The 25,155-nt window shown below is 72.2% G+C and carries 22 protein-coding genes; 6 read left to right on the top strand and 16 right to left on the bottom strand.

The features are described from left to right. Nucleotides 1-5: 5 nt before the first annotated feature. Nucleotides 6-1,184 carry a type VII secretion-associated serine protease mycosin gene (gene mycP, locus RCR19_RS29940; protein ID WP_331267959.1) on the bottom strand — a complete coding sequence of 393 codons (1,179 nt, stop codon included), beginning with the start codon at nucleotides 1,182-1,184 and terminating at the stop codon, nucleotides 6-8. After that, nucleotides 1,181-2,455: a hypothetical protein gene (locus RCR19_RS29935; protein WP_331267958.1), complete on the bottom strand. Its 1,275-nt coding sequence runs from the start codon at nucleotides 2,453-2,455 to the stop codon at nucleotides 1,181-1,183. Before RCR19_RS29935 ends, mycP begins: the two co-directional genes overlap by 4 nt. A gap of 426 nt (nucleotides 2,456-2,881) precedes the next feature. Here RCR19_RS29935 and RCR19_RS29930 point away from each other — a divergent pair, with 426 nt between their 5' ends. Further along, the gene (locus RCR19_RS29930) at nucleotides 2,882-4,084 is read left to right on the top strand and encodes an amino acid deaminase/aldolase (RefSeq protein WP_331267957.1); all 1,203 of its coding nucleotides are present in this window, start codon (nucleotides 2,882-2,884) and stop codon (nucleotides 4,082-4,084) included. Nucleotides 4,085-4,097: 13 nt separating this feature from the next. Here the strand turns inward: RCR19_RS29930 and RCR19_RS29925 are convergent, their stop codons facing one another. From RCR19_RS29925 to RCR19_RS29905, 5 genes are read right to left on the bottom strand one after another with little or no spacing between them, the layout of a single operon-like run. Continuing rightward, nucleotides 4,098-5,012, bottom strand: a complete 915-nt coding sequence (locus RCR19_RS29925; RefSeq protein WP_331267956.1) for a DUF2510 domain-containing protein — start codon at nucleotides 5,010-5,012, stop codon at nucleotides 4,098-4,100. Between the two features lie 54 nt (nucleotides 5,013-5,066). After that, nucleotides 5,067-6,320: a haloacid dehalogenase-like hydrolase gene (locus RCR19_RS29920; protein WP_331267955.1), complete on the bottom strand. Its 1,254-nt coding sequence runs from the start codon at nucleotides 6,318-6,320 to the stop codon at nucleotides 5,067-5,069. Nucleotides 6,321-6,345: 25 nt separating this feature from the next. Then, nucleotides 6,346-7,137 carry a 3-oxoacyl-ACP reductase gene (locus RCR19_RS29915; protein WP_331267954.1) on the bottom strand — a complete coding sequence of 264 codons (792 nt, stop codon included), beginning with the start codon at nucleotides 7,135-7,137 and terminating at the stop codon, nucleotides 6,346-6,348. After that, nucleotides 7,134-8,513 (bottom strand): aldehyde dehydrogenase family protein, encoded by a 1,380-nt coding sequence (locus RCR19_RS29910; RefSeq protein WP_331267953.1) that lies wholly within the window; start codon nucleotides 8,511-8,513, stop codon nucleotides 7,134-7,136. The genes RCR19_RS29915 and RCR19_RS29910 overlap by 4 nt, the downstream gene beginning before the upstream one ends. An 11-nt stretch (nucleotides 8,514-8,524) precedes the next feature. Then, nucleotides 8,525-9,895: a glutamine synthetase family protein gene (locus RCR19_RS29905; RefSeq protein WP_331267952.1), complete on the bottom strand. Its 1,371-nt coding sequence runs from the start codon at nucleotides 9,893-9,895 to the stop codon at nucleotides 8,525-8,527. A gap of 75 nt (nucleotides 9,896-9,970) precedes the next feature. Here RCR19_RS29905 and RCR19_RS29900 point away from each other — a divergent pair, with 75 nt between their 5' ends. Both RCR19_RS29900 and RCR19_RS29895 read left to right on the top strand, forming a co-directional pair. Continuing rightward, nucleotides 9,971-10,711, top strand: coding sequence for an FCD domain-containing protein (locus RCR19_RS29900; protein ID WP_059125658.1), 741 nt, complete (start codon nucleotides 9,971-9,973; stop codon nucleotides 10,709-10,711). Between the two features lie 49 nt (nucleotides 10,712-10,760). Then, nucleotides 10,761-11,453, top strand: a complete 693-nt coding sequence (locus RCR19_RS29895) for a gamma-glutamyl-gamma-aminobutyrate hydrolase family protein (RefSeq protein ID WP_331267951.1) — start codon at nucleotides 10,761-10,763, stop codon at nucleotides 11,451-11,453. 103 nt (nucleotides 11,454-11,556) lie between these two features. On the opposite strand, the gene RCR19_RS29890 is transcribed toward RCR19_RS29895, so the two are convergent. Further along, entirely contained in the window at nucleotides 11,557-12,474 is a 918-nt protein-coding gene (locus RCR19_RS29890; RefSeq protein WP_331267950.1) for a LysR family transcriptional regulator, read from the bottom strand. Nucleotides 12,475-12,545: 71 nt separating this feature from the next. On the opposite strand from RCR19_RS29890, the gene RCR19_RS29885 reads away from it, so the two are divergent. After that, nucleotides 12,546-13,664: a TDT family transporter gene (locus tag RCR19_RS29885; protein ID WP_331267949.1), complete on the top strand. Its 1,119-nt coding sequence runs from the start codon at nucleotides 12,546-12,548 to the stop codon at nucleotides 13,662-13,664. On the opposite strand, the gene RCR19_RS29880 is transcribed toward RCR19_RS29885, so the two are convergent. The 4 genes from RCR19_RS29880 to RCR19_RS29865 form a co-directional block, all read right to left on the bottom strand. Continuing rightward, the gene (locus tag RCR19_RS29880) at nucleotides 13,633-14,361 is read right to left on the bottom strand and encodes a helical backbone metal receptor (RefSeq protein WP_331267948.1); all 729 of its coding nucleotides are present in this window, start codon (nucleotides 14,359-14,361) and stop codon (nucleotides 13,633-13,635) included. The genes RCR19_RS29885 and RCR19_RS29880 overlap by 32 nt on opposite strands. Before the next feature lie 101 nt (nucleotides 14,362-14,462). Next, entirely contained in the window at nucleotides 14,463-15,038 is a 576-nt protein-coding gene (locus tag RCR19_RS29875) for an XRE family transcriptional regulator (RefSeq protein WP_059125663.1), read from the bottom strand. Nucleotides 15,039-15,550: 512 nt separating this feature from the next. Further along, nucleotides 15,551-18,166, bottom strand: coding sequence for an ABC transporter permease/substrate binding protein (locus RCR19_RS29870; RefSeq protein WP_331267947.1), 2,616 nt, complete (start codon nucleotides 18,164-18,166; stop codon nucleotides 15,551-15,553). Continuing rightward, nucleotides 18,159-19,244, bottom strand: coding sequence for a betaine/proline/choline family ABC transporter ATP-binding protein (locus RCR19_RS29865; protein ID WP_331267946.1), 1,086 nt, complete (start codon nucleotides 19,242-19,244; stop codon nucleotides 18,159-18,161). Before RCR19_RS29865 ends, RCR19_RS29870 begins: the two co-directional genes overlap by 8 nt. 178 nt (nucleotides 19,245-19,422) lie before the next feature. Between RCR19_RS29865 and RCR19_RS29860 the strand changes: the two genes are divergently transcribed. Beyond that, nucleotides 19,423-20,367: a 5'-3' exonuclease gene (locus RCR19_RS29860; protein ID WP_331269590.1), complete on the top strand. Its 945-nt coding sequence runs from the start codon at nucleotides 19,423-19,425 to the stop codon at nucleotides 20,365-20,367. A 236-nt stretch (nucleotides 20,368-20,603) separates the two neighbouring features. Next, the gene (locus RCR19_RS29855; RefSeq protein WP_331267945.1) at nucleotides 20,604-21,476 is read left to right on the top strand and encodes a siderophore-interacting protein; all 873 of its coding nucleotides are present in this window, start codon (nucleotides 20,604-20,606) and stop codon (nucleotides 21,474-21,476) included. 52 nt (nucleotides 21,477-21,528) lie between these two features. On the opposite strand, the gene RCR19_RS29850 is transcribed toward RCR19_RS29855, so the two are convergent. The 4 genes from RCR19_RS29850 to RCR19_RS29835 all read right to left on the bottom strand — a co-directional run bounded on the left by RCR19_RS29850 (nucleotide 21,529) and on the right by RCR19_RS29835 (nucleotide 25,071). Beyond that, nucleotides 21,529-22,305, bottom strand: coding sequence for an ABC transporter permease (locus RCR19_RS29850; protein ID WP_331267944.1), 777 nt, complete (start codon nucleotides 22,303-22,305; stop codon nucleotides 21,529-21,531). Beyond that, nucleotides 22,302-23,315, bottom strand: coding sequence for an ATP-binding cassette domain-containing protein (locus RCR19_RS29845; protein ID WP_331267943.1), 1,014 nt, complete (start codon nucleotides 23,313-23,315; stop codon nucleotides 22,302-22,304). The genes RCR19_RS29850 and RCR19_RS29845 overlap by 4 nt, the downstream gene beginning before the upstream one ends. A 227-nt stretch (nucleotides 23,316-23,542) precedes the next feature. Beyond that, a complete protein-coding gene (locus RCR19_RS29840) occupies nucleotides 23,543-24,193 on the bottom strand; it encodes a PadR family transcriptional regulator (RefSeq protein ID WP_331267942.1) in 651 nt (216 codons plus the stop codon). Between the two features lie 296 nt (nucleotides 24,194-24,489). After that, entirely contained in the window at nucleotides 24,490-25,071 is a 582-nt protein-coding gene (locus RCR19_RS29835) for a GNAT family N-acetyltransferase (RefSeq protein WP_331267941.1), read from the bottom strand. Between the last annotated feature and the right edge of the window lie 84 nt (nucleotides 25,072-25,155).

The raw sequence follows: 25,155 nt of genomic DNA, 5'->3' as shown, positions 1-25,155 counted from the left end.
CCCCGTCAACGCCAACGGCCCCACGGCCCGGTCCGGTTGCGCCACAGCATCACCGACGCAACCAGCAGCGCCACGCCCAGGCCTCCCGCCAGCGGACCGGCCCAGCCCGGGGAGTTCGACATGACTCCGGACGTGTCGGGACCCGGGCCGAAGTACTTGCCGTCGTACGCCGCCGCGTGCAGGCCCTGGGGTTTCAGGTGCGCCGCCGCCTTGATGGCCGCCGCGGGGTCGATGAAGCCGAAGCCCCGGGAGTCGTCGCGCCCGCCCTTGGGTGCGTTGCGTGCCGTCTTCTCCAGCAACTGCTTGACCTGGGCCGGGGACAGGCCCGGATGGGCTGCCTTGACCAGTGCCACGGCGCCCGAGACGAATGCGGACGCCGCGCTGGTGCCCCAGCCCTCGTAGTACTTGCGGTCGGGGTCGGCGATGACGACGTCGACCCCGGGCGCGCTGACGGTGGCGTACCAGCGGCGGGTGGAGAACGATGCGCGGGTGCCGTAGCGGTCCACGGCGGTCGCCGCGATGACGCCCGGATAGGCCGCCGGGTAGGAGATGTGGTCGCCCTTCTCGCCGCCGTTGCCGGCCGAGGCGACGACGACGGCGCCCTTCTTCAGGGCGTACTGCACCGCCTCGTCCTCGGCCGCCTCGGGGTGCGCGGACTTGGAGTCGTCGCCGAGGGAGAGGTTGATGACGTCCGCGCCGTGGTCGGCGGCCCACCGAATGCCCTCGGCAAGGGCGTTGCCGCGCGTGTTGCGGGCCTTGGTGCGGCCGGGGTCGCCGTCCTCGAGGATGACCCGGACGGGAAGGATCCTGGCCTCGGGTGCGATGCCGACGACGCCGTCGGCGTCCCCGGCACCATGGCCGTGACCGGCGATGATGCCGGCCATGGCGGTGCCGTGCCGGGCCCAGGAACGATCGCCGCGCTCGGCGCCGAAGCCGACCAGGTCCTTGCCCGTCAGGACGTTGCCGGCCAGGTCGGGATGGGTGGAGTCGACGCCGGTGTCGAGGACGGCGACGGTGATCCCCTTGCCCTTGGTCGTCTGCCAGGCCTGCTGGGCGTGCAGCGCCTCGAGGGCCCACTCCTGGGCGCGTATCCCGTCGGCGTACGCCGCGGTGGAGGGCAGCACCACGAAGGAGCCGGCGAGAAGCAGGGTGAGGAACCGGGCGCCGACCCCGCGGACACTCATGACGGCTTCTCCGTGGCCGAGGTGACGGTCTTTCGGAGGGCGGACCCGACGCGGTCGGCGAGTCCGGCCGAATCGAAGCCGAGGCCCGCCTGGGCGGGGGCCGTGGTGGCCCCGGTCGCCGTGGCCTGCGCGGAGGGCTGCGGCTCGGTGACCGTGCGGCCGTCGGCGAATCCGGAGACGGAGTAGACGACGACGGGGGCGTCGGTGCGGACCGAGATCGTCCAGGAGGCGCGCTGGGCGTCGCCGAACCTCTCGGCGGCCGTGCCCTTCGCGGCGTAGGGGCGGGGCATCAGATCGGTGCGCCGGTCCAGCCCTTCCTTCCTGAAGCGGCTGTTCAGGGCGGTCATGGCGGCGGCGTCGGCCCGGGTGAAGAGCAGGCCCACCGTGGTGACATGGCTGCCGGTCGCGTCCGCGTAGGTGGCGCGCAGCAGCCGCAGACAGCCGACCGGGGCGAGGGCCTTGCGCAGCAGGGGGTCGAAGGCGGCCTTGCAGGTGCCGTCCGGGGCGACGGCGACCCTGGTCCAGGTGCGGTCGGCACCGCCGGGGCCCGCGCCCGGACCCTGGACGGTGGGCGGGAACAGCTGGTCGACCGGGACGCTGTGCCACAGGCCCCCGGCGACGGCGAAGGCGTCCCGGGCCCCCTCCCCCGAGCCGTCCCCGGTGAGCCAGGTCCCGGTCACGGCACCGCCGATGAGCCCGAGGCCGAGGACCAGGCACGCCGCCGCCGCGGCGATCCGGGGGTGCACCCGCCCGCCGAGGAAGGGACGGCGCCGGGTGCCGGCCGCGGATGTGTCCGGCTGGGCAAGGGTGGTGACGAACGGGCGCGGGGCGGCGGGACCGCTCCCGTCCCGCTGGAACCCGAGGCGCACCGTCGTCTCCACGATGCCCTCGGCGGGCAGGGAGGCCCGCGGCGGCGGCACCGCCTGCGCGTCCACGCCGCGCGGCACGGCACCGGCGGCCGGAGGCTCGTCGGGCAAGCGCGAGGAAGCCGTGGGCGGGGGCGGGCCGTACGGCTGGGCACCGCGGTCGAGACGCAGGTTCGGGAACCGGAGGGACTCCGGCGCGCGGCGCGGCGGCCCACCCCGCGCCTCCGACGAGGGGGCGTCCGTCAGGCCGCGGCTTCCCGCCCTGTCGGCCTGCTCGGGCAGCGGTGGCGGCGGGAACGAGGTCGCGCCGGCGGACGGCACCCGGGGCGCGTCGGCACGGTGTCCCGCGGGCGGGTGCTCGGGCCGCGGCGGTACGGATCCGGGGGTGCCCTCGTGCCACGCCATCCGGGGCGGCTCCTGCGGGGCCGGCGGCGTAGGGTCCGGGTGTGCGGGGGCCTCGTCCGGCGCGGTCGGCGGACGGGGCGGTGTCGTGGGGCGCGGAGGAATGGAGGCGCGGTGCGCTTCCGTGCTCATGCACCCCCCGTTTCCTCGTGGCCGGCCCGCCCCGGCGTCGCCGGGGTGTTCGACCGCCCACGGGGAGCGGCCGGTCCTGCGGGGTGCGGGACCGCCACCCCGTCCTGGGCAGGCATACCCGCGCGGACGGACACCCATCCCGGACGTGCGCGCCCGGGCGGATCCGACACGGTCCACCCCGCGTGCGCGTCACTCTACGGGTTGAACGCCCTCGAACGGGAACCAGTCCGCGGCACCGGGGCATCTGCCCGGATCGTCCCCCTACCCTGCGGTAATCGCATCTGGCAGGCTGCGTTCATGACTGCCCGCGCCGCAGACAGGGCCCGGTACGACCGGGCCACCGCCGACCTCGACGCGCCCCTCGCGATCGTGGATCTGGACGCGTTCGACACGAACGCCGAGGACGTCCTGCGCAGGGCCGGCGGCAAGCCGGTCCGTGTCGCCAGCAAGTCCGTCCGCTGCCGCGCTCTGCTCGAACGCGTGCTGGCCCGGGAGGGCTTCGCGGGCGTCATGTCCTTCACCCTGGCCGAGTCCTTGTGGCTGGCCAGGTCCGGTTTCGACGACGTCCTGCTCGCCTATCCGTCGTCCGACCGGCGGGGCTTCGCCGAGTTGGCCGGCGATCCCAAGCTCGCCGCCGCGGTGACGGTGATGATCGACGACCCGGCGCAGCTGCACCTCATCGACGGCGCCCGCCAGGGCGGCACCGAGGAGGTGCGCGTCTGCCTGGAGCTGGACACCTCGCTGAAGCTGCTCGGCGGGCGCGTACGCGTCGGAGCGCGGCGCTCGCCCCTCCACTCCCCCGACCGGATGGCCGAGATGGCCCGTACGGTGGCGCGCACGCCCGGTTTCCGGCTGGTGGGGATCATGGCGTACGAGGGCCACATAGCCGGCGTCGGCGACGCGGTGGCCGGGCGGCCGGTGCGCTCGCGCGCCATCCGGCTGATGCAGGCCGCGGCGCGCAGGGAGCTCGCCGGACGGCGGGCGGAGGCGGTGCGCGCCGTCCGTTCCGTGGTGCCGGACCTGGAGTTCGTCAACGGCGGCGGCACGGGCAGCGTCCAGTACACGGCCGCCGAGGACGCGGTGACGGAGATCGCGGCGGGCTCGGGGCTGTACGTGCCGCGGTTGTTCGACAACTACACCTCGTTCCGCGGGCGTCCGGCCGCGCTGTTCGCGCAGCCGGTCGTGCGCAGGCCGGGGGTCGGGGTGGTGACGGTGCTCGGCGGCGGCTATCCCGCGTCGGGTGTCGCGGGCCCCGACCGGCTGCCCGTCCCGTATCTGCCGGAAGGCCTGAGGTACGACCCGCAGGAGGGTCCCGGCGAGGTGCAGACTCCGCTGCTCGGCGCACCCGCCGACGACCTGCTCATCGGCGACAAGGTGTGGTTCCGGCACGCCAAGGCCGGGGAGCTGTGCGAACGGTTCGCCGAACTCCACCTGGTGGAGGGCGACAGGGTCACGGCGACGGTGCCGACCTACCGCGGTGAGGGGCACACCTTCCTCTGAGGCCGGCCGGGTGTCAGTGCCCGGGACCGATGCTGCTGCCCACCCCTCCGCTCGCCGCCGCGTCGCCGACCGGTCTGATCCCCTTGGTGATCCTGTCCATGTCGGACAGCGGCGGACCGTCCGGGCCCGCGTCGAAGGCGAAGCGGACGACGACCGGCGTCTGCGAGCCCGCGCTGGAGGGGAACGCCAGGGACTCGACACAACCGCCGGGCCCCTTCGCCGTGTTGACGCGCCAGCGTACGAAGTACCCGGCCCGGCCCGCGACCGCGATCTGGCCGGACCCGAGCAGCCGGTGGGAGGTGACACCGCCGTAGGGGCGGTTGCCGATCGGATCGCGGTCGTACTCCTCGTCCGCGGCGTCGGCGATGTCGCCCTTGGCGATCGACTCCGGGGACGCCCCGGGCGCGGACGTGGCGGTGCGCGACAGGACCCGGCCGCGGCGGCAGAAGCCGGGGTCGCCCGGGCAGTCGTACACACCCGGTGTGGTCAGCACGACGTCGTCCTCGGCGACGTTCTCGGCTCTTGCCCACCCCTTCGGCACGGGGAAGGTGATGCCGTTGAGGTCGTCGAGGACGACGTTCTGATCGCCGGTCGCCGAGGGCGCCGCGGCGGTCGGCGACCCGTCGCTCGCCGGGGCCGAAGTCGGCGCCGTGGCGGAGGACTCGGCCCGCGCCGCCCCGTCGCCGTCGTGCCCGAGGACGACGACGCCGGTGACGACAGCGGCGACGAGCACGGCCCCGGCCGTCGTGAGCGCGATCGCCCCGGCCCGCCTGGGCTCCCGGCCGTCGGCCGGCTCCGGCGGCGCCACCGGCGGCACGGGCGCATCGGGTTGCCGCCGGTGGTCGGTCCAGGCGGCCCCGTCCCACCAGCGTTCGGTGAGCGGGTACGACGGATCCCGATACCAGCCGGGCGGGGGCGCACTGCTCATCCCGGCACTGTAGGCCGTGCCGTGAACCGCCACACGGGGCCGGCGGCAACTCGCTCAGAACACCGTGTCCTGCTGGTCCGGGACGACCGAGCCGTCGCGCCTCAGGACCGGACCACGGCCGCCGTCCGGCCTGTTGTAGGCGGTCGTCGAGCACGGATAGAGGTCGGGCCTGCGCGGCAGCGGCTCGATGAACATGGGGTTGATCAGCCAGCGCCCGTCGGCGTCGTCGTACGCCCTGCACATCAGTTCGTCCTTGTTCCGGTTGATCACCAGATGGACGCCGGTGGCGTCGCCGACGAACGTGACATCGGTGTCGGCGTCGCCCGCCGCGAGCACCGGGCGGTGTTCCGCGCGCTGCCGGTGCCATGCCGCCGCACCCCGGACGCCGTAGATCTCCTGGTTGATCCAGCAACGCTTGCCGTCGATGTACGGGATGACCTCGCCCCGGCTCGCCGGGACTCCGCCGCACCCCCGGGTCAGGGTGGTGATGCGGCCGCGGCGGTCGAGGACCGAGCGGATCGCGACGGTGTGCGCGGGGTCGACGCCGACGCCGCGCGACCACACCTCGGTGACGGGTTCGAAGCCGGCGGAGACGATGTAGACGTCGAACCCGGCCTGGTGCAGCGTGCGGATCAGGTCGCGCTGCTGCGCGTAGTAGCGGACGTACGCCGGGACCGTGTGCGTGCCGAGGACCCGGGTCGCGCCGACGGGTGCGGCGAGGTCCCTGGCGCGTGCGCTGCGGGCGTACGCGGAGACGTCGGCGAGGGTGTGGCCCGCGAAGAGCTGCGGGATCCAGGCGTACTGCGGGACCGTGCGCCGGTGGTTCCAGCGGCCGGCGAAGGCGGCGGCGCCGCTCATGGTCCTGCCGTCCCCGTAGATCTCGAGGATCTCGTCGGTGCAGCGGGGTTCGGTGGACGTCGGCAGCGGCGACCCGACCGGGGTGCCGGTCCCGCACGCCTCGGTGAGGGCCCGGTCGGCCTCGTCGGTGAGCCACCGGCTGGTGTGCTTCCAGCGGGCCGGGCGCAGGATCTTGTCGTGTCCGAGTGCCCAGTAGAGGGTGGCGTCGGTGACGTCGTTCTTGGTCACCGTGTTGTCCCAGTCGAAGACGGCCACCGGACCCCGGGCGGACTCGGAGCAGGTGCCCCGCTCGTCGATCAGCTGCTGCAGGCGCTCCCGGTTGTCGCCGTACCAGTTTTCCTTCAGGCGGGGGCACTTCGTGGGAGGGGCGGTCGCGGCGGCCGGCGAAGGCGTCGCGGCCGCCGCGAGGACGGCGGCCGCGACGAGGGTCCACGCGTAGAGGTGTCTCATATGGCGTGGACCATACCCTTTGCCCCTAAAGGGGCGTGACGTACGCGCCCGAGATTCCGCCGTCCACAAGGAAATCGGTGGCGTTCACGAAGGAGGAGTCGTCGCTGGCGAGGAACGCGACCGCCGCGGCGATCTCCTCGGCCCGCGCGAACCGGCCGACCGGGATGTGCACCAGGCGGCGCGCGGCACGCTCCGGGTCCTTGGCGAACAGCTCTTGCAGGAGCGGGGTGTTGACGGGCCCGGGGCACAGGGCGTTGACCCGGATGCCCTCGCGGGCGAACTGCACGCCGAGTTCCCGGGACATGGCGAGCACCCCGCCCTTGGACGCCGTGTAGGAGATCTGCGAGGTGGCCGCCCCCATCCGGGCGACGAACGACGCCGTGTTGATGATGGAGCCCCTGCCCTGGCGCCGCATGTACGGGATGGCGGCCTTGCAGCACAGGTAGACGGACGTCAGGTTGACCTCCTGGACCCGCTTCCACGCCTCGAGGCCGGTGTCCAGGATGGAGTCGTCGTCCGGCGGCGAGATGCCCGCGTTGTTGAACGCGATGTCGACACTGCCGTAGGTGTCGTGGGCCGCCCTGAAGAGCGCCTCCACCTGCTCGGGGTCGGTGACGTCGACCTTCACGAACAGCCCGCCGACCTCCTCGGCGGCCGCCTTGCCGCGGGTCTCGTCGATGTCCCCGCACACCACATGGGCCCCCTCGGAGGCGAGCCGTCGCGCGGTGGCGAGACCGATGCCGCTGCCGGCACCGGTGATGACGGCGGCACGGCCCACCAGTCGGCGGCAGATGGTGTCCGATGTCTGAGCTGTCACTGTGCGGGGCCCTCCGTGCTGATGAAGACGTTCTTGGTCTCGGTGAAGGCGGTCAGGGCGTCCGGGCCGAGTTCGCGGCCGATCCCCGACTGCTTGAAGCCGCCGAAGGGGGTCCAGTAGCGGACGCTGGAGTGGGAGTTGACGGACAGGTTGCCCGCCCGGACGGCCTGGGAGACGCGCAGCGCCCGGCCGACGTCCCGCGTCCAGATGGAGCCGGAGAGGCCGTACACGGTGTCGTTGGCGAGACGGATCGCGTCGGCCTCGTCCTCGAAGGGCAGGACCACGGCGACCGGTCCGAAGACCTCCTCGACGGCCACCGGGGCCTGCGGGCCGACCTCGGTGAGGACGGTGGGCGGGAACCAGAAGCCGGGGCCCTCGGGCGCCTTGCCGCGGATGCCGGGCGCATCCGCGGCCACGTACGAACGCACCCTGTCCAGCTGCGCCCTGGAGATCAGCGGGCCCATCTGGGTGCTCTCGTCGGCCGGATCGCCGACCCGGACCGACTCGACCGCGGGGGCGAGGAGGCCGAGGAAGCGGTCGTACACCGAGCGCTGGACGAGGATGCGGGTGCGGGCGCAGCAGTCCTGGCCGGAGTTGTCGAGGAACGACATCGGCGCGGCGGCCGCCGCGGCGTCCAGATCGGCGTCCGCGAACACGATGTTGGGGCTCTTGCCGCCGAGTTCCAGGGTGACGCGCTTGAGGTGGGCGGAGCCCTTCGCCAGCACCTGCGTGCCCACGGCCGTGGACCCGGTGAACACGATCTTGGCCACACCCGGGTGCTCGACGAGCGCGTTGCCCGCGACGGGGCCGTGGCCCGGCAGTACCTGGAACAGATCCTCGGGCAGACCGGCCACCAGGGCGAGTTCGGCCAGGCGCAGGGCGGTGAGCGGGGTCGTCTCGGCGGGTTTGAGGATCACCGCGTTGCCCGCCGCGAGCGCCGGTGCCGTGCCCCATGCGGCGATCGGCATCGGGAAGTTCCAGGGGGCGATCACACCGACCACACCCAGCGGCTCGAGGACGGTGATGTCGAGGCCGCCGGGCACCGGGATCTGCCGGCCGGTCAGGCGCTCCACTCCCCCTGCCGCGTAGTCGAGCAGGTCGCGGACGTTGCCCGCCTCCCAGCGGGCGTTGCCGACCGTGTGACCGGCCTCGCGGACCTCCAGCCGGGCCAGCTCCTCGAGGTGGTCGTCGACCGCCCCGGCGAACCGGCGCAGCAGCCGGGCACGGTCACCCGGAGGAAGCGCGGCCCACCGCGACTGCGCCCGCGCGGCCCGTCCGACGGCCGCGTCCACGTCGGCCGCGGTGGCGGCCGGGACGGTGGCGACGACCTCCTCGGTGGCCGGATTGAGTACCTGCAGATCGAGCTCGTTCGGCACGAAAGGACCTTTCACATGCGTTCGAAGGAGCGGCGCAGCTCCCAGTCGGTCACCGCGGCGTCGAAGGCGGCCAGTTCCACGCGGGCCATGTTGTGGTAGTGGGCGACCACCTCGTCACCGAAGGCGGCCTTGGCGACGGGGCTGTTCTCCCAGAGCTCGGCGGCCTCGCGCAGCGTGGTGGGCACGTGCTCGTGCTCGGCGGTGTACGCGTTGCCCGCGCACGGCTCGGGGAGCTCCAGCTCCTGCTCGACGCCGTACAGCCCGGCCGCGATCATCCCGGCGACCGCGAGGTGCGGATTGACGTCACCGCCGGGCAGGCGGTTCTCGAAACGCAGTGAGCGGCCGTGGCCGACGACCCGCAGGGCGCAGGTGCGGTTGTCGTAGCCCCAGGCGACGGCGGTCGGGGCGAAGGACCCGGCCTGGAACCGCTTGTAGGAGTTGATGCCCGGCGCGTAGAGGAGCGAGAAGTCCCGGAGCGCGGCGAGCTGCCCGGCCAGGAAGTGCCGCATGGTCTGCGACATCCCGCCGGGGGCGCCGGACGAACCGGCCATGACGTTGTGGCCGTCCGCGTCGGCGAGCGAGAGATGGATGTGGCAGGAGTTGCCCTCGCGCTCGTTGTACTTGGCCATGAAGGTGATCGAGACGCCCTCCTGGGCCGCGATCTCCTTCGCACCGGTCTTGTAGATCGCGTGCTGGTCGCAGGTGACCAGGGCCTCGGCGTACCGGAACGCGATCTCGTGCTGGCCCGGGTTGCACTCGCCCTTGGCGGACTCCACGGTCAGGCCCGCGCCCGCCATCTCGTTGCGGACCCGGCGCAGCAGGGGCTCGATCCGCCCCGTGCCGAGCACCGAGTAGTCGATGTTGTACTGGTTGGCCGGCGTCAGACCTCGGTAGTTGGCGTCCCAGGCCTGCTCGTAGGTGTCCTTGAAGACGATGAACTCCAGCTCCGTGCCGACCTGGGCCGTGAGTCCGAGGGCGGCGAGGCGCTCCGTCTGGCGGCGGAGGATCTGGCGGGGGGCGGCCACCACGGGAGAGCCGTCGTTCCAGGCGAGATCGGCGATGACCATGGCCGTGCCCTCGTTCCAGGGCACCCGGCGCAGTGTGTCCAGGTCCGGCCGGAGGGCGAAGTCGCCGTAGCCGCGGTCCCAGGAGGACATCTCGTAGCCGTCGACCGTGTTCATCTCGGTGTCGACGGCGAGGAGGTAGTTGCAGCCCTCCGTGCCGTGCTCCAGGACCTCGTCGAGGAAGAACCGCGCGGCGAACCGCTTGCCCTGGAGCCGTCCCTGCATGTCGGGAAAGGCCAGCACGACGGTGTCGATCTCGCCGCCCGCGACGAGGGCGTGCAGCTCCTCGACGCCGAGCGGGGGTGTGCGGTGTGCCACGGGAGGTCTCCTTCGGTCCGCCGAGAGCCATAAGGTATTTCCGAGAACCATTTCTTGGGAAGGGGGCACGGCCGGATGTCGCAGGCGGAACCCGGGAGCGGCTCCGTGCAGGACCGGCTGACGCCGGTGCTGCGGACCGTGCGGGCCGGCAACGGCTTCGAGGAGGCGCTGGAGCAGATCCTCCAGGTCGTCCGGCTCGGACTGGTGCCCGCCGGTGAACGACTGCCCGCGGAGCGGGAGCTGGCGGAGCGGCTGGGCATCAGCAGGGTGACGCTGCGCGAGGTGCTGAAGGTGCTCCAGGACCAGGGACTCGTGGAGTCGCGGCGGGGGCGGTACGGCGGAACGTTCGTGCTGCCGCGCCTCGACGCGGGCGGCCAGGACGAACTGCGCCGGCGTATCGAGCAGGTCGACATCGAGGACGTGCTGCGGTTCCGCGAGGTACTGGAGGTGGGGGCGGCGGGACTGTGCGCGGCGCACGGCCTCACGGCGGAGCAGGCCGGCCGTCTGCGGGAGGCGCTCGCCCGCACGCAGGACGCCCCGCTCTCCGAGTACCGGCGGCTGGACACGCTGCTGCACCTGACCCTGGCCGGGCTCGGCGGCTCGCCGTCGCTCACCGCACAGTACGCGGCGGTGCGGGCGACGGTGAACGACTTGCTGGACTGCATCCCCCTGCTGGTGCGCAACCTCGAGCACTCCCAGCGGCAGCACGAGGCGCTGGTGGAGGCGGTCCTCGACGGGGACGCGGACGGGGCGCGGGAGATGATGCGGGAGCACTGCGCGGGCACGGCGGCGCTGCTGCGGGGTTTCTTGGCATAGCCACCGCGCAAAGGTATGAAAGCGTTCCATTGAACCCCGGGAGGTCCGCGTGGCGGCACGACCGCTGATCGGTGTGAGTACGTATCTGGAGGCCGGCGCGCGCTGGGGTGTGTGGGAGCTGGAGGCGGCACTGCTGCCCGTGGGCTATCCGCGCCTGGTGCAGCGGGCCGGCGGGCTCGCCGTGATGCTCCCGCCGGACGGTCCCGTGCACGCGGCGGCGACGGTGGCCCGGCTGGACGGCCTGGTGATCGCGGGCGGCCCGGACGTCGACCCGGCCCGCTACGACGCGGAGCGCTCCGCGCGGACCGGCCCTCCCGCGCCCGAGCGGGACGCTTGGGAACTGGCCCTGATCGAGGCGGCCTTGGCGTCCGGCACGCCGCTGCTCGGCATCTGCCGGGGGATGCAGCTGCTGAACGTCGCTCTCGGCGGCACGCTCGTCCAGCACATCGACGGACATGTCACGCAGGTCGGGGTGTTCGGCCGGCACGCGGTGGATCCGGTGCCCGGAACCCGGTACGCGGAGGCTGCGCCGGAGCCGGCCTCGGTGCCGACGTACCACCATCAGGCGGTGGACCGGCTGGGCGACGGCCTGGTGGTCTCGGCGTACGCGGTGGACGGCACGGTGGAGGCGGTGGAACTGCCCGGTGCCGGCTGGGTGCTGGGCGTCCAGTGGCATCCGGAGATGGACGAGGACCTGCGGGTGATGCGGGCGCTGGTACGGGCGGCGTCCGCCGCCCCGTGACGCCGGCGTGACCCGGACGACGGGCCCCGGGGTCTGTCGTCCGGATCAGTTCGGCCGGCGGCGACCGCGCCTTTCGACGCCGGCGTGATCCGGACGACAGACCCTAGACCCGGGTCAGGGCCAGCAGGTCGCGGCCGGGCCCCGCCGGCCGGTGGCCGGTGCGCCACACCGCGCGCAGGTCCCGGTCCAGCCGCACGTCCTCGACCGGGACGCTCACCAGCCGGCGGGCCGCGAGTTCCTCGCCCACGGCCAACTCGCTCAGGACCGCAGGACCGGCCCCGCTGACCGCGGAGGCCTTGACCGCCGTCGTCGAGGACAGCTCCAGGAGCGGCCGGGCCAGACCACCGAGCGCCGCGTCCAGCACCTGGCGGGTGCCCGAGCCCTCCTCACGGAGGATGAGAGGTGTCGAGGCCAGCTCCGCGGCCGACAGCGGGCGCCGGCGGCGCGCCCATGGATGCCCGGGCGCCGTCACCACGATCAGCCGGTCGTGTGCGATCACCGTCTCGTCCAGACCCGCCGGGACGGACAGGCCCTCGACGAAGCCCAGATCGGCCTCGTCCGCGAGCAGCCGCTCCACGACCGCCGCCGAGTTCCCGGCCAGCAGCGACACCGCCGTGTCCGGCCGCCGGCCACGCAGTGCGATCAGCCAGCCCGGCAGCAGGTACTCCGCGATCGTCATGCTCGCCGCCACCCGCAGCCGCGAGTCCCGCCGGCCCCGCAGCGCCTGCGCCCCGGCGTCGAACGCCTCGGCAGCCTCCACGATCCGCCGCGCCCAGTCCGTGACGAGCGCTCCGGCGTCGGTCAGCCGTGAGCCCGAAGGGGAACGGTCCACCAGCGCCACGCCCAGTTGCCGCTCCATCGACCGGATCCGGCTGCTCGCCGCGGGCTGGGTGATGCCCAGCTCCCGCGCCGCCCGCCCCAGGCTGCCCAGCCGGGCCACCGCGAGCAGAAGCTCGAGCGCCCCCAGCTCCGGCACCCGGTGCGCGAGTCCGGCCACGGAATGCCCAACGTCCTCCCTCATAAACTCACCTTATGCCCCCATAGAGAAGCAGCCCCTGGTCAGGGGCCCGTTTCGACGCCACCGTGAGGGACATGGTCTTCGCAGCCCGGTCCCTCGCCCTGCCCGCACCGCGTCGGCGCGCCACCGCCGTCCGGCACCTCGGCCCGAACTGGTACGCCGTCGTGATGGGAACGGCGATCGTGGCGACGGCGGGCGCGGGACTGCCGGGGTCCGCGCAGGAGGCCGGGCTGCGCACGGTCTGCGCGGCCGTCTGGGCGCTGTCGTCCGCCCTGCTGCTCGCCCTCCTCGGCGCTCGCGCGCTGCACTGGACCCACCACCGCGACCAGGCGCACGCCCATCTGCTCGACCCCGCCATGGCGCCCTTCTACGGTTGTCTGGCCATGGCCCTGCTGGCCGTGGGCGGTGCCACCCTGGTCGTCGGCCGGGACTGGATCGGTGCGGGCCCCGCCCTCGCCGTGGACACCGTGCTCTTCACCGCCGGTACGGCCGTCGGTCTTGTCGTCGCCGTCGCCGTGCCGTACCTGATGGTCGCCCGGCACCGCACGGAGCCGGGCCAGGCCTCCCCGGTCTGGCTGCTGGCCGTGGTCGCCCCCATGGTCTCGGCGGCCCAGGGCCCGCTGCTGGTCCCCCATCTTCCGGCCGGTCAGCCCCGGGAGACGCTGCTGCTCGCCTGCTTCGCGATGTTCGGGCTGAGTCTGCTGGCCACCCTGGCGCTGCTGCCGGCGATCCTCGCCCGCCTCATCACCGCGGGCCCGCCGCCGCTCCCCCAGACCCCGACCCTGTTCCTGGTGCTCGGCCCGCTGGGCCAGTCGGCGACGGCGGTCGCCGCGGCCGCGAACGCGGCGACGGGCGTCGTCCCGGCCCCCTACGACCGGGGATTCGGCGTGTTCGCCCTGCTCTACGGTGTCCCGGTGCTGGGCTTCGCCCTGCTGTGGCTGGGGCTCTCCGCCGCGCTGGTGCTGCGGGCCCGCCGCCACGGCATGGGTTTCGGGATGACCTGGTGGGCGTTCACCTTCCCGGTCGGCACCTGCGTCACGGGCGCGGAGGCGCTCGCCCGGCGCACCGGCCTCGTGGCTCTGGACGGGCTCGCGATCGGCCTGTACCTGCTGCTCGTGGCCGCCTGGGCGGTCACCGCCCTCCGCACGGGCCGGGGGGTCGTCAGCGGACGGCTGCTCGCAGCGCCTCGGTGACGACCTGCGGCGCCCGGGCCAGCGACGGCCCGTACCAGGTGAGGTGGCGCCCGCTGACGAGCGCGCAACGAACACCCTCGAAGGCCTCGGGGCCGTCGTCCGCCGTGAAGCGGTACGGCTCGTCGGGCAGGACCACGAGGTCGGGCGCCGCCTCCCGCAGTTCCGGCAGGGGGATGCGCGGATAGCGTTCCGGGTGGGTCGCGTACAGGTTGTCCACGCCCAGCCTGGCCAGGACGTCCCCGGCGAAGGTGTCCCGGCCCAGCACCATCCAGGGCCGCCGCCACACCGGGACGACGGCGGTCCTCCGCGTCGCCGGCTCCGCGAGCCCCGACCAGGCCCCCCTGGCCTGCGCAAGCCAGCGCGGCGGGGCGGCCGCCCCGCAGGCGGTGACGACCCGCTCCAGCTCGTCGAAGGCCTGGGGGACGCTGCGCACCTCGGTGACCAGGACCTCGAGGCCCGCCGCACGCAGGGCGGCCAGGTCCGGCTCCCGGTTCTCCTCCTCGTTGGCGACCACCAGATCGGGGGCCAGCCGGACGATCCGCTCGACGTCCGGGTTCTTGGTTCCCCCGATCCGGGTGACGTCGAGACCGGCCGGATGGCTGCACCAGTCCGTGGCGCCCACCAGGGCGCCCGGCACGGTGGCGGCCACGGCCTCGGTCAGCGACGGCACGAGGGAGACGACACGCACGTCGGGCATGACGGTGAGTATTGCAGCGGGGCGCACCCCCGCGCGCCGGCAGAACGGGCCGGGACGGCGTTCGGGCGGCGCCGTCGGGTGTCAGGGGCCTCCGGGCCGTGTCAGCGCCGCCTGGAGGCGTCCTCGATGGCCTCGATATGGTCGGCGACCGCGACCACGACCACGCGGGTCTCCGGCTCCGTCGCCCGCCAGCGGTGACGCACCCCGCCGCTCAGGTAGAGCGTGTCCCCGCGCCCGAGCCGGTGCGCCCGGCCCTCCGCCTCCACCTCGACGGCGCCGTCGACCACGTACATCAACTCGTCGTTGCGGTGCTGGAACTCCCGGCCCTCGTCGTGGTCGCCGATGAACTCCATCGCGTGCAGCTGGTGGTGGCCGCGCACCAGGGCGCGCATGCGCGCCGCTCCCGGCGCGACCTCTTCGTCGTCGGCACGCAGCACGTCCACGCTGCACGCCGGGTCGGCCGCCGCGAGCAGTTCGACGGCGGTGGTGCCCAGGGCGTCGGCGATGCGCTCCAGTGACGGACGGCTCGGGCGCGCCCGCTCGTTCTCGACCTGGCTGAGGAACGGGACCGACAGACCGCTGCGCTCGGCCACGACGGCAAGGGTGAGCTCCAGCGTCCGGCGCCGTCGCCGAACGGCGGCGCCCACCCGAAGGGGCTGTTCTTTGCGGTCGCCCATCGCTCCGGCTCCCTCCCTCGCTCGTCGGTCCGCTGCTCTGCCCGGCGGGCGTGTCGCCGCCGCCCGATGGTTCACCGGTCATTGCTTCTGTTGAGTTGTCTGCACCCTACGCATGTTCGGCAAACCGTTTCATGCGCCCGTCACATCGCTGTCACATACAAGAGTGGTGAAGGCAACGATTCGCGCCACCGGGTGAGCCGTCCCGCCGACCGGCGCGCGCCTCCCGTGTACGAGGGTGAAATCCCTGACCAGACGGGTGGAACAGGCCTCGGGACCCGTTTCGCCACCAGGGCGGGCGATGTGATGCCGAAGGCCGTGGACGGCGCGAAGCCCGGCGGATCCGGACAACCCCGACGGGACCGCCGGCCCCGGGAGCAGCACAACAGGAACGAGGGGCGCCGAAACGGTGTTCGGCGCCCCTCGTCGGAGGGACTGTGCGGTCCGTGCGGCCATGGACCCGTCGGGGTTGTCCGGATCCTTCCCGTACGGCAGTACGAAGCGGTCCGCGGCGACTACTGCGGCGTCATCCGCTCCACCATGTCCGGGTGCTGCTTCAGCCAGGTGGCCACCGCGTCCTCCTCATGACCCTGGCCGCCGCGCTTGATCTCGCTCTCCAGGCTGCCCAGCTCGGCCTCGCTCATCCTGAAGTTCTTGATCCACTTCGTGAGCTGCGGGTACTGCTCCGGGAACGACCGGCCGGAGATGGTCCGGATCGTGTTGCCCTCGCCGAACAGCTTCTTGCCGTCCTGGAGCTTGGTCAGCTTGTACTCGCTGTAGGCCCAGTGCGGCGACCAGAGGACCACCGCGACCGGCTCCTTCTTGGCGTAGGCGCGCTTGAGCTCCGCGAGCATCGCGGGTGTGGAGCCGTCGACGACCTTGTACTCCTTGTCGAGGCCGTAGCCGGGCAGCACCTTCGTCTTGAGCAGGTTCATCTCGCCGGTGCCCGGCTCGATGCCGATGATCCTGCCGCCGAAGGTCTTCGCCTTGCCCTTGAGGTCCTCGAGGGACTTGACGTCCTTCACGTACGAGGGAACGGCGATCTCCAGCGAGGTCGGCCGGTACCAGGTGCCGAGGTCTCTGAGGTCGTCCTTGCTCTTGTCCCAGTAGTTCTTCTGGGCGTAGGGCAGCCACGCGTCGAAGTTGAGGTCGAGGTCGCCCGAGGCCAGTCCGGTGTAGACCGGGCCAACGTCCATCTGCTTGAGGTTCAGCCGGTAGCCGCGCCGCTCGAGGACGTTCTTCCACAGGTAGGTGACGGCCACGTCCTCGTCCCAGGGGAACCAGGCGACGTTCAGCGCGCGCTTCGCCTCGGCCGGGGTGCCGGTGGCGGACTTCTGGACGGGGGCCAGTTTGTCGACGATGCCGGGGTTCTTCTTCAGCCAGGCGCGCACCGCGTCCTGCTGCTTGCCCTGGCCCGACCGGTTGATCTCCGCCTCCAGGCTGGTGAGCTGCTTCTCGTCCATCCTGAAGTTCTTCAGCCAGTTGCCTACGACCGGGTTTTCCTTCGCGAAGCCCTTGCGGGAGAGGGTGTGCACGGCGTCACCCTTGCCCCAGGCGCCCTTCGGATCCTTGAGCTTCTTCAGGTCGTAGTCGTCGTACGCCCAGTGCGGTGACCACAGCGTGACGACGATGGGCTCCTTCTTGGCGTAGGCGCGCTTGAGCTCCGCGAGCATCGCGGGCGTGGAGCTGTCTACGACCTTGTACTCCTTGTCGAGGCCGTACTGCTTGAGGACGGTGCTCTTGAGCAGGCTCATCTCGCCGGCGCTCGACTCGATGCCGGTGATCTTGCCGCCGAACGTGGCGGCCTTGCCCTTGAGGTCCTCCAGCGAGTCGATGCCCTTCATGTACGAGGGCACGGTCAGCTCGAGCGAGGTGGGGCTGTACCAGGAGCCCACGTCGTCGAGCCGGCTGCCGTACTTCTTCCAGTACTGCTCGTGCGTGGTCGGCAGCCAGGAGTCGGTCTCGAAGTCGATGTCTCCCTGGGCGAGGGAGGTGTAGAGCGGTCCGGCGTCGAACTGTTTGACGTCGACCTGGAACCCCCGCTGCTCGAGGATCTCCTTCCACAGGAACGTGGAGGCGACTCCCTCGTCCCACGGTATGTACCCGATGCTGACCTTCTTGCCCTGGCCGACGTTCTGCGCGTCGGACGCGTCGGCGGCCTTGTCCCCGCCGCCGAAGATGCCCATGCCTCCGGCGACGAGCGCCAGGACGACCACTCCGATCACGGCCACGGCGGGCCGGGGACGGTAGTTCCAGATCTGCAGCCCTCGCGCGGCCCGCAGCCGGGCGGCGGCGCGCCGGCCCAGCGGGGAGACCTGGGTGCCGAGCGCGCTGGTCATCCGGTCCAGGTAGATCGCCAGGATGACGATGGCGACACCGGCCTCGGAGCCGAGACCCACGTTGAGCTGACCGATGGCCTCGTTCACGTCGCCGCCGAGGCCGCCGGTGCCGACCATGCCCGCGATCGCCGCCATGGACAGGCCCAGCATGATCACCTGGTTGACGCCGGCCATGACGGTGGGCAGGGCGAGCGGCAGCTGCACACGCAGCAGCGTGCTGCGCGGGGTGGTGCCGAAGGCGTCGGCGGCCTCCACCAGCTCCTTGTCCACCTGGCGGATGCCCAGCTCGGTCATGCGGACGCCGGGTGCGAGGGCGAAGATCAAGGTGGCCACGATGCCCGCGGGGGCACCGGTGCCGAAGAACAGGATCGCCGGGATGAGGTAGATCATCGCCGGCAGCGTCTGCATGAAGTCCAGCACCGGCCGCACCAGCCCGCCGACCCGGCTGGAGCGGGCCGCCCAGATGCCCACGGGCACGGACACGACGAGCGCGATGAGGGTCGCCACCAGGACGAGCGACAGGGTCACCATCGCGTCCTCCCACAGCTCCAGGGAGTCGATGAAGGCGAAACCCACGAAGGTGAGGAGGCCGGCGGAGGTACCCCGCAGCCAGAGGGCGATCACGGCGAAGATCGCCGCGAGTAGAAGCGGCTCGGGAGCCTGGAGGACGGCGTTGATGCCCTCGAAGGCGCCCTGGAAGACGGTCTTGCAGAAGTCGAACAGCCACGCCATGTGGTTCAGCAGCCAGTCGACCACGGAGTTGACCCAGTCGCCGAACGGGATCCTAGGCACGAGCGATCACCTTCCCGCCCTGGTCGTGCCGGGAGGCACAGGGCGTGGGCTCGTCCTCCCGGTCTCCGAGGAAGCCCACCAGCCGCTGCCGCGGTACGACGCCCACGAGCCCCTCGCTCGGGTCGAGCACCGCGACCGGGTGCGTGAGGCGCGCGCTGATGGCGCACAGCTCCACGAACGGGGTGTCGGGTGTCGCGGTCTCACAGTCGCAGTCGGCCTCGTCGCCGCGGACCGAGGTGTCCATGACGGCGCCCGCGGTGAGCACACGGGAACGGTCGACGTCCTTGGTGAAGGAGGCGACGTAGTCGTCCGCCGGGCGCACCAGGATGTCCTCCGCGGTGCCGATCTGCACGATGCGGCCGTCCCGCATGACGGCGATGCGGTCGCCGAGACGCATGGCCTCGTTGAGGTCGTGGGTGATGAAGACGATGGTCTTCTTCAGGGTCTTCTGCAGCTCCAGGAGCTGGTCCTGCATATCGCGGCGGATCAGCGGGTCGAGCGCGCTGAACGACTCGTCCATGAGCAGCAGGTCGGCGTCCGTGGCGAGCGCGCGGGCCAGGCCCACACGCTGCTGCATGCCGCCGGACAGCTCGTCGGGCCAGGACTTCTCCCAGCCGGCCAGGCCACACAGGGCGAGCGCCTCGTCGGCACGCGCGGCGCGCTCGGCGCGGGGCACGCCCTGCACTTCCAGGCCGTAGGCGGCGTTCTCACGAACGCTGCGGTGCGGGAAGAGCGCAAAATGCTGGAAGACCATGCTGATCTTCCGTGAACGGACCTCGCGCAGCTCGCGGGGACCGAGTGCGGTGAGGTCCTGGCCGTCGAAGAGCACCTGGCCCGCGGTGGGCTCCAGCAGTCCGTTGAGCATGCGCAGCAGGGTGGACTTGCCGGAGCCGGACAGCCCCATGACCACGAAGATCTGGCCCGGGTCCACGGTGAAGGAGGCATCGATGACGGCAGCCGTCGTGCCGTCGGCACGCAGCTCTTCGCGGTCCGCTCCCTGCCGGAGCCGCTCCACCGCCTCGTCCGGTCGTCTGCCGAACACCTTGTACAGGTGCTCGGCTTCAAGCCTGGATGACACAGGTACCTCTCGTCTCGTGAACTCCGAGCCGCTGCAAACGATTGAATGTGCAACGGGCATCGCTCCGAGGCCGCGCCTGCCCGGGCTTTTATCCGGCAAACACAGGAGTGATCCTCTTCACACCGCGTTCACAGATGTCATCCCCGCCCCGATGTCCGTCGCCCGAGGGTCGCTGTCGGTGGCGTACGGCATGATGCGGAAGGTGACCCGACGCCTGATGCTCCTCGACACCGCCTCGCTCTACTTCCGGGCCTACTTCGGCGTCCCGGAATCCGTGAAGGCCCCGGACGGCACGCCCGTGAACGCGGTGCGCGGACTGCTGGAATTCATCGACCGCCTGGTCCGCGACCACCGTCCGGACGACCTGGTGGCCTGCATGGACGCCGACTGGCGCCCGCAGTGGCGGGTGGAGCTGATCCCCTCGTACAAGGCGCACCGGGTGGCGGAGGAGCACGAGGCCGGCCCGGACGAGGAGGAGGTGCCGGACACCCTCTCGCCCCAGGTTCCCGTCATCGAGGACGTCCTGGACGCACTGGGCATCGCGCGCGTGGGCGTCGAGGGGTACGAGGCGGACGACGTGATCGGCACGTTCACCGCGCGTGCGAAGGGCCCGGTCGACATCGTCACCGGCGACCGCGATCTCTACCAGCTGGTCGACGACGCCCGCGGTGTGCGCGTGCTGTATCCGCTCAAGGGCGTCGGCACGCTCCAGCTGACCGACGAGGCGTTCCTCCGCGGCAAGTACGGGGTCGACGGCCCCGGTTACGCGGATCTGGCACTGCTGCGCGGCGACCCCAGCGACGGGCTCCCGGGGGTGCCGGGCATCGGCGAGAAGACGGCCGCGAAGCTGCTCGCCGAGTTCGGCGACCTGGCCGGAATCATGGCCGCGGTGGACGACACGACGTCGAAGCTCACCCCGGCACAGCGCAAGCGGCTCGACGAGGCGCGGCCGTACGTCGCCCTCGCGCCCGAGGTCGTACGGGTCGCGGCCGATGTACCGCTCCCCGATGTGGACCCCGCCCTCCCGCGTACCCCGCGCGACCCGGCCGCGCTCGACGGCCTGGCGACCCGCTGGGGGCTCGGCGGCTCACTGCAGCGCCTGCTCACCACGCTCGGGGCGTGACACGGCCCCGCCGAGCGACGGGCCCGGCAGTACCCCGGCCCGAAACCCCCTCGCGCGCCTCGCACGTCCCCATCAGGTACTCGGCGGCCGGGCCGGCCCTGCGGTGCACATCGCGCGCCCGGCTCCGGACGTGAGGGTTCCGACGAGATGTGGTCATCAAGGCTTCATGGGAGAGGTGTTAACTGCCCGGAGATGCTAGGTTAGGTAAACCTAAGCACGTGAACTGGGAGGCCGTCATGGCAGAGCGCCCGGCAGCCAGGGCCCGCAAGGCCCACTCCGCGCAGGTCATCCGCACGGAGAGGCTGACCCCGCACATGCAGCGAGTGGTGCTCGGTGGCGAGGGTCTCGCCGATTTCACGGTCGGCGACTGCACGGACCACTATGTGAAGCTGCTCTTCCCTGCCGAGGGCGTCACCTATCCCGAACCCTTCGACATGCAGCGCATCCGCGAGGACTTCCCCCGCGACCAGTGGCCCGTGACAAGGACGTACACCGTGCGGGCGTGGGACCCCGAACACCGCGAGCTCACGCTGGACTTCGTGATCCACGGCGACGAGGGTCTCGCCGGCCCCTGGGCGGTGCGCGTCCAGCCGGGCGAGACCGTGCGCTTCATGGGCCCCGGCGGCGCCTACGCCCCGGACGCGGGCGCCGACTGGCATCTGCTCGCCGGGGACGAGAGCGCACTGCCCGCCATCTCCGCCGCCCTGGAGGCGCTGCCGCCCGGTGCGGCGGCGCATGCCTTCGTCGAGGTCACGGGCCCGCAGGAGGAGCAGAAGATCGACTCCGCGGTGGACGTGGTCTGGCTGCACCGCGGGGACCGGCCCGTCGGCGCCGCCCTGGTGGAGGCGGTCCGCGCACTGCGGTTCCCGGAGGGCCGGATGCACGCGTTCGTGCACGGTGAGGCCAGTTTCGTGAAGGAGCTGCGCCGGCTCCTTCGGGTGGAACTGGAGATCCCGCGCGAGCACATGTCCATCTCCGGTTACTGGCGCCTCGGCCACAACGAGGACGGCTGGCAGGCGTCGAAGCGGGAGTGGAACGCCCGCATCGAGGCGGAGCAGGAGAGCGCGGAGCAGGAGGGCGCGGGGCGGGAGAGCGCCTCCGCCGCCTGACCGACCGCGAGCGGCGGCACCGTGCCGGTGCCGCCGCGGTGTCGTGCGGTGCTCACACGGAGCGCTGGTACGACCGGAAGGTACGGATCGACAGCCACACGGCGACCGTCGCGAGCCCGAGCAGCGCTCCGCCCCGGCCGGCCACGGCACCCCAGTCCGGCTGCTCCGACATCGCCGAACGTCCGGCAACCATCGCCCAGTTGAGCGGATTGAAGTCGGCGATGTGCCGCATCCACGAGGGCATCTGGGACGGCGCCATGAAGGCCGTGGACAGGAATGTGAGCGGCAGCAGCAGGAAGGTGTTGATCCCGATGATGGACTCCCGCTCCTGCACCAGCATGCCCAGCGCGTTGGACAGCGCCCCGAAGATCGTGCCGAGCAGCACGGCGGCGAGGACGAGGATCGCGACCCCGCCGACGCCGCCCGGGCAGTGGGCGCCGCCGAGCAGCCCGAGCAGGACGATGATCACCGACTGAAGGGCGGTCACCAGTCCGTTGTGGACGACGTTGCCGTTCATCAGCGCGGCCCGGCTGACCGGGGTCGTCAGGAACCGGTTGAGTGTTCCGCGCTGGATCTCCTCCAGGGTGCCCATGCCCGCCCACATGTTGGAGCTGAGCGCGCTCATCACGACCACGCCCGGCACGAGGTAGTCCAGATAGGAGACCGTGCCGAAACCGCCCAGTTCCACGACCTTCCTGAAGAGGCTGCCGAACAGGAACAGCCAGATCACCGGCTGGATCAGGGTGATGACCGCGTATGCGGGCTGCCGTGCGAACACCATGAGCTGACGCTGCGTCATGTACCAGGTCTGGGCCACCGCCGTGCTCATCGCGCACCTCCCGCGAGGGCGAGGTGGCCGGCCGCCTCGGCTTCGACGTCGGAGTAACGGCGCCCGGCGTAGCGGAGGTAGACGTCGTCCAGCGAGGGGCGGGCGACGGTCGCGGCGGCGACCCCGACACCGGCCCGTTCCAGTGCCCCCAGCAGTGCGGGCATCGCCGCGGCCCCGTCGTCGGCGCGGACGCTGACGCGGCTCGCGTCGAGGTGCGTCTCGTTGATGCCCGGCAGTGCGGCGAGGGCGCCCCTGAGCAGGGTGCTGCCGGCCTCGCCGAGAGGTTCGCGCAGTTCCACGTGGACGGCGTCACCGCGGAGTTCGCCCTTGAGCGAGTCCGGGGTGCCCTCCACCACGATCCGGCCCCGGTCGACGATCGCCACCCGCCCGGCGAGCCGGTCGGCCTCTTCGAGGTGGTGCGTGGTGAGCAGGATGGTCAGGCCCTCTTCGCCGGCCAGACGGCCGATCTCGTCCCACATGGCGGTGCGGGCCTCCGGGTCGAGACCGGTGGTGGGCTCGTCCAGGAAGAGCACCTCGGGCCGGTGCACCAGCCCGAGCGCAACGTCGAGACGCCGGCGCATGCCGCCGGAGTAGCCCTTGACCTGACGCCCGGCGGCGTCGGTGAGCGAGAAGCGCTCGAGGAGCGCGGCGACGCGCTCGTTCAGTGCCCGGCCCGTCAAGCCGTGGAGCCGGCCCTGGAGTCGGAGGTTCTCACGGCCGGTGGCGACCGGGTCGGCGCCGGAGTTCTGGGCGACCACACCGATGACGCGCCGCACCCGGTCGGGGTGGCGCAGCACATCATGGCCGGCGACGGCGGCCGAGCCCGAGTCGGGGCGGGCCAGGGTGGTGAGGATCTTGACCGTGGTGGACTTCCCGGCGCCGTTCGGGCCGAGGAGCCCGAGGACGGTTCCGGGCTCGACGGTGATGTCCATGCCGTTCAAGGCCGTGACATCACCGGGGTAGGCCTTGATCAGCTGACGCGCCTCGACTGCGGGCGCACGGGTGGTCATGCCGACTGCTCTCCTGTGGTCAGCGGACGGCGACGGGTCCGCGGTGCCGCGGACGGGCCGCCCTCCTGATGAGGGATGACTGCTGATCCACGTGAGGAGTGCCGGGCTATCCTGGGTGTGCCGCACCTCGATCGCCTGGATGTGCCTCACGGCGGATTCAGCTCGGGGTTCGAGACCCTGGCGGGACTGCTGCAACAGCCCTGCCGGGGTTTTTACTTGTTCAGCGGCTACGGTCCGCCGGCATCGCCGCCTTCCGGCTTCGGATACCCCTCGGGGAACTCCCCCGTCTCGTGGAAGGCCCGCCACTCCTTGACGCCGGGCAGCGTGCCCGACTTGATCTCCGCGAGGAAGCCGCGCACCCACGCGGCTTCCGCCTCGACCATGTGGAGCTTGTACTCGGTCTCCACGAGGAAGAGCCGCGGAAGCGTCTCGTACAGCTTCTCCAGCCCGCCGCGCGCGCTGGCGGCCTGCACCACCAGCGTGTCCAGCCGCTCCTCGAGCAGCCGGGCCACCTCGTCGGGGTGGAGCACTGCCATCAGTGAGAGCGCCGACTCGAAGATGGGGTACTCCTGCACGGGGACGGCGAGCAGGTCCGACAGCCACTCGGTGGCCTCGTCGCGTCCGGCGTCCGTGATGCCGTAGAGCGTGCGCTCAGGACGGTTGCCCTGGCGCTGCACGTCGGCGACCTCCACGAAACCGTGCTTCTCCAGATTCTGGACGACGGTGTAGAGCGAGCCGTAGTTGATCTTCAGGCTGGTGTCCTTGCCGCGACGGCGCAGCGTCTGGGCGATCTCGTACGGATGCATCGGCCGCTCGGTGAGCAGCACCATGACCGCGAGCGCCAGGGGGTTGCCGAGCTTGCGGCGCTTCGTCGCCATGGGTGTCACCTCGATTGCACCTCTCCACCGAATATCCGTCACCGAACATATCGCGACCGTGAGACGCCGGTCAAGAGACACGATGTATCGCGTACAAGGTGCGGTTCTCAAGGTCTCCGGGCGGTTCGCAAGATGAGGGAGCGCCCCGACGCACCTTCCCCGCCGTACCGCAGCGGCGTGCGGACGGTGGGCCGTCGAAGCCGCACGTGGGCGGAGAGGGAGGCGACGCGGAGCGGCGACAACGCGGCGTACGGGTGCCACGCCCCGCGACGCCTGCACCGTCCGCACGACGGGCTCTAGGCCGGATGACCCTCGACCCGCGCGTGCAGGTGCATGTCGTGCCAGCCGTCCGGGTGCAGCAGGGCGCTGCGCTTGGTGCCTTCCAGGGCGAAGCCCGTCTTCGTGGCGACGCGGCAGGACGCCTCGTTGCGGACGGAGTGCGTCAACTCGAGGCGGTGGAAGCCGACGCCGAAGGCCCAGTGCGCGAGCGCGGTCACCCCCCGCGGTGCGACACCCCGGCCCCGGGCGGCGGCGACCGTCCAGTACGCCACCTCGGCCGCGCCGTCACCGAGCAGCATGTTGCGCAGGGCCACGCGGCCCAGCAGCGCACCGGTACCGGGATCCACCACCGCCCACTGGGCCTGCCGCTCCCCCCTCCACGACCTCACCCACTCGGCTATCCAGCCGCGCACCTCGTCCTCGGAGTCGGCGCCGCGGATGTGCCATTGCCGCAAGGCGGGGTCCTGGAACGCCTCGTACACGGCGGGCGCGTCCGCGGCCCTCCAGGGACGCAGGACCAGGCCGTCACCGGTGATGGTGGGCTGTGCGGTGCGGGCGAGGGCTCCGGGCGGCAGAACGCCACTGATCAGGTAGGGCATGCCCGACATCCTGCCAACCGCCCGGCACCGCATCCGGCGGATTCCGGTCGTCCGCCCGTGGCACCGGGCCGGTCGCGGCCGTCG

The organism is Streptomyces sp. WAC07094 (genome assembly GCF_036320405.1).
GTDB lineage: Bacteria > Actinomycetota > Actinomycetes > Streptomycetales > Streptomycetaceae > Streptomyces > Streptomyces lannensis.
This window is presented reverse-complemented; position numbering and strand designations above follow the sequence as displayed.

What these genes read in the sequence shown, in the direction of transcription:
- mycP (WP_331267959.1), bottom strand. Translation starts at nt 1,184, where the DNA reads ATGAGTGTCCGCGGGGTCGGCGCCCGGTTCCTCACCCTGCTTCTCGCC.
- RCR19_RS29935 (WP_331267958.1), bottom strand. Translation starts at nt 2,455, where the DNA reads ATGGCGTGGCACGAGGGCACCCCCGGATCCGTACCGCCGCGGCCCGAG.
- RCR19_RS29930 (WP_331267957.1), top strand. Translation starts at nt 2,882, where the DNA reads ATGACTGCCCGCGCCGCAGACAGGGCCCGGTACGACCGGGCCACCGCC.
- RCR19_RS29925 (WP_331267956.1), bottom strand. Translation starts at nt 5,012, where the DNA reads ATGAGCAGTGCGCCCCCGCCCGGCTGGTATCGGGATCCGTCGTACCCG.
- RCR19_RS29920 (WP_331267955.1), bottom strand. Translation starts at nt 6,320, where the DNA reads ATGAGACACCTCTACGCGTGGACCCTCGTCGCGGCCGCCGTCCTCGCG.
- RCR19_RS29900 (WP_059125658.1), top strand. Translation starts at nt 9,971, where the DNA reads ATGTCGCAGGCGGAACCCGGGAGCGGCTCCGTGCAGGACCGGCTGACG.
- RCR19_RS29890 (WP_331267950.1), bottom strand. Translation starts at nt 12,474, where the DNA reads ATGAGGGAGGACGTTGGGCATTCCGTGGCCGGACTCGCGCACCGGGTG.
- RCR19_RS29885 (WP_331267949.1), top strand. Translation starts at nt 12,546, where the DNA reads ATGGTCTTCGCAGCCCGGTCCCTCGCCCTGCCCGCACCGCGTCGGCGC.
- RCR19_RS29880 (WP_331267948.1), bottom strand. Translation starts at nt 14,361, where the DNA reads ATGCCCGACGTGCGTGTCGTCTCCCTCGTGCCGTCGCTGACCGAGGCC.
- RCR19_RS29875 (WP_059125663.1), bottom strand. Translation starts at nt 15,038, where the DNA reads ATGGGCGACCGCAAAGAACAGCCCCTTCGGGTGGGCGCCGCCGTTCGG.
- RCR19_RS29855 (WP_331267945.1), top strand. Translation starts at nt 20,604, where the DNA reads ATGGCAGAGCGCCCGGCAGCCAGGGCCCGCAAGGCCCACTCCGCGCAG.
- RCR19_RS29850 (WP_331267944.1), bottom strand. Translation starts at nt 22,305, where the DNA reads ATGAGCACGGCGGTGGCCCAGACCTGGTACATGACGCAGCGTCAGCTC.
- RCR19_RS29845 (WP_331267943.1), bottom strand. Translation starts at nt 23,315, where the DNA reads ATGACCACCCGTGCGCCCGCAGTCGAGGCGCGTCAGCTGATCAAGGCC.
- RCR19_RS29840 (WP_331267942.1), bottom strand. Translation starts at nt 24,193, where the DNA reads ATGGCGACGAAGCGCCGCAAGCTCGGCAACCCCCTGGCGCTCGCGGTC.
- RCR19_RS29835 (WP_331267941.1), bottom strand. Translation starts at nt 25,071, where the DNA reads ATGCCCTACCTGATCAGTGGCGTTCTGCCGCCCGGAGCCCTCGCCCGC.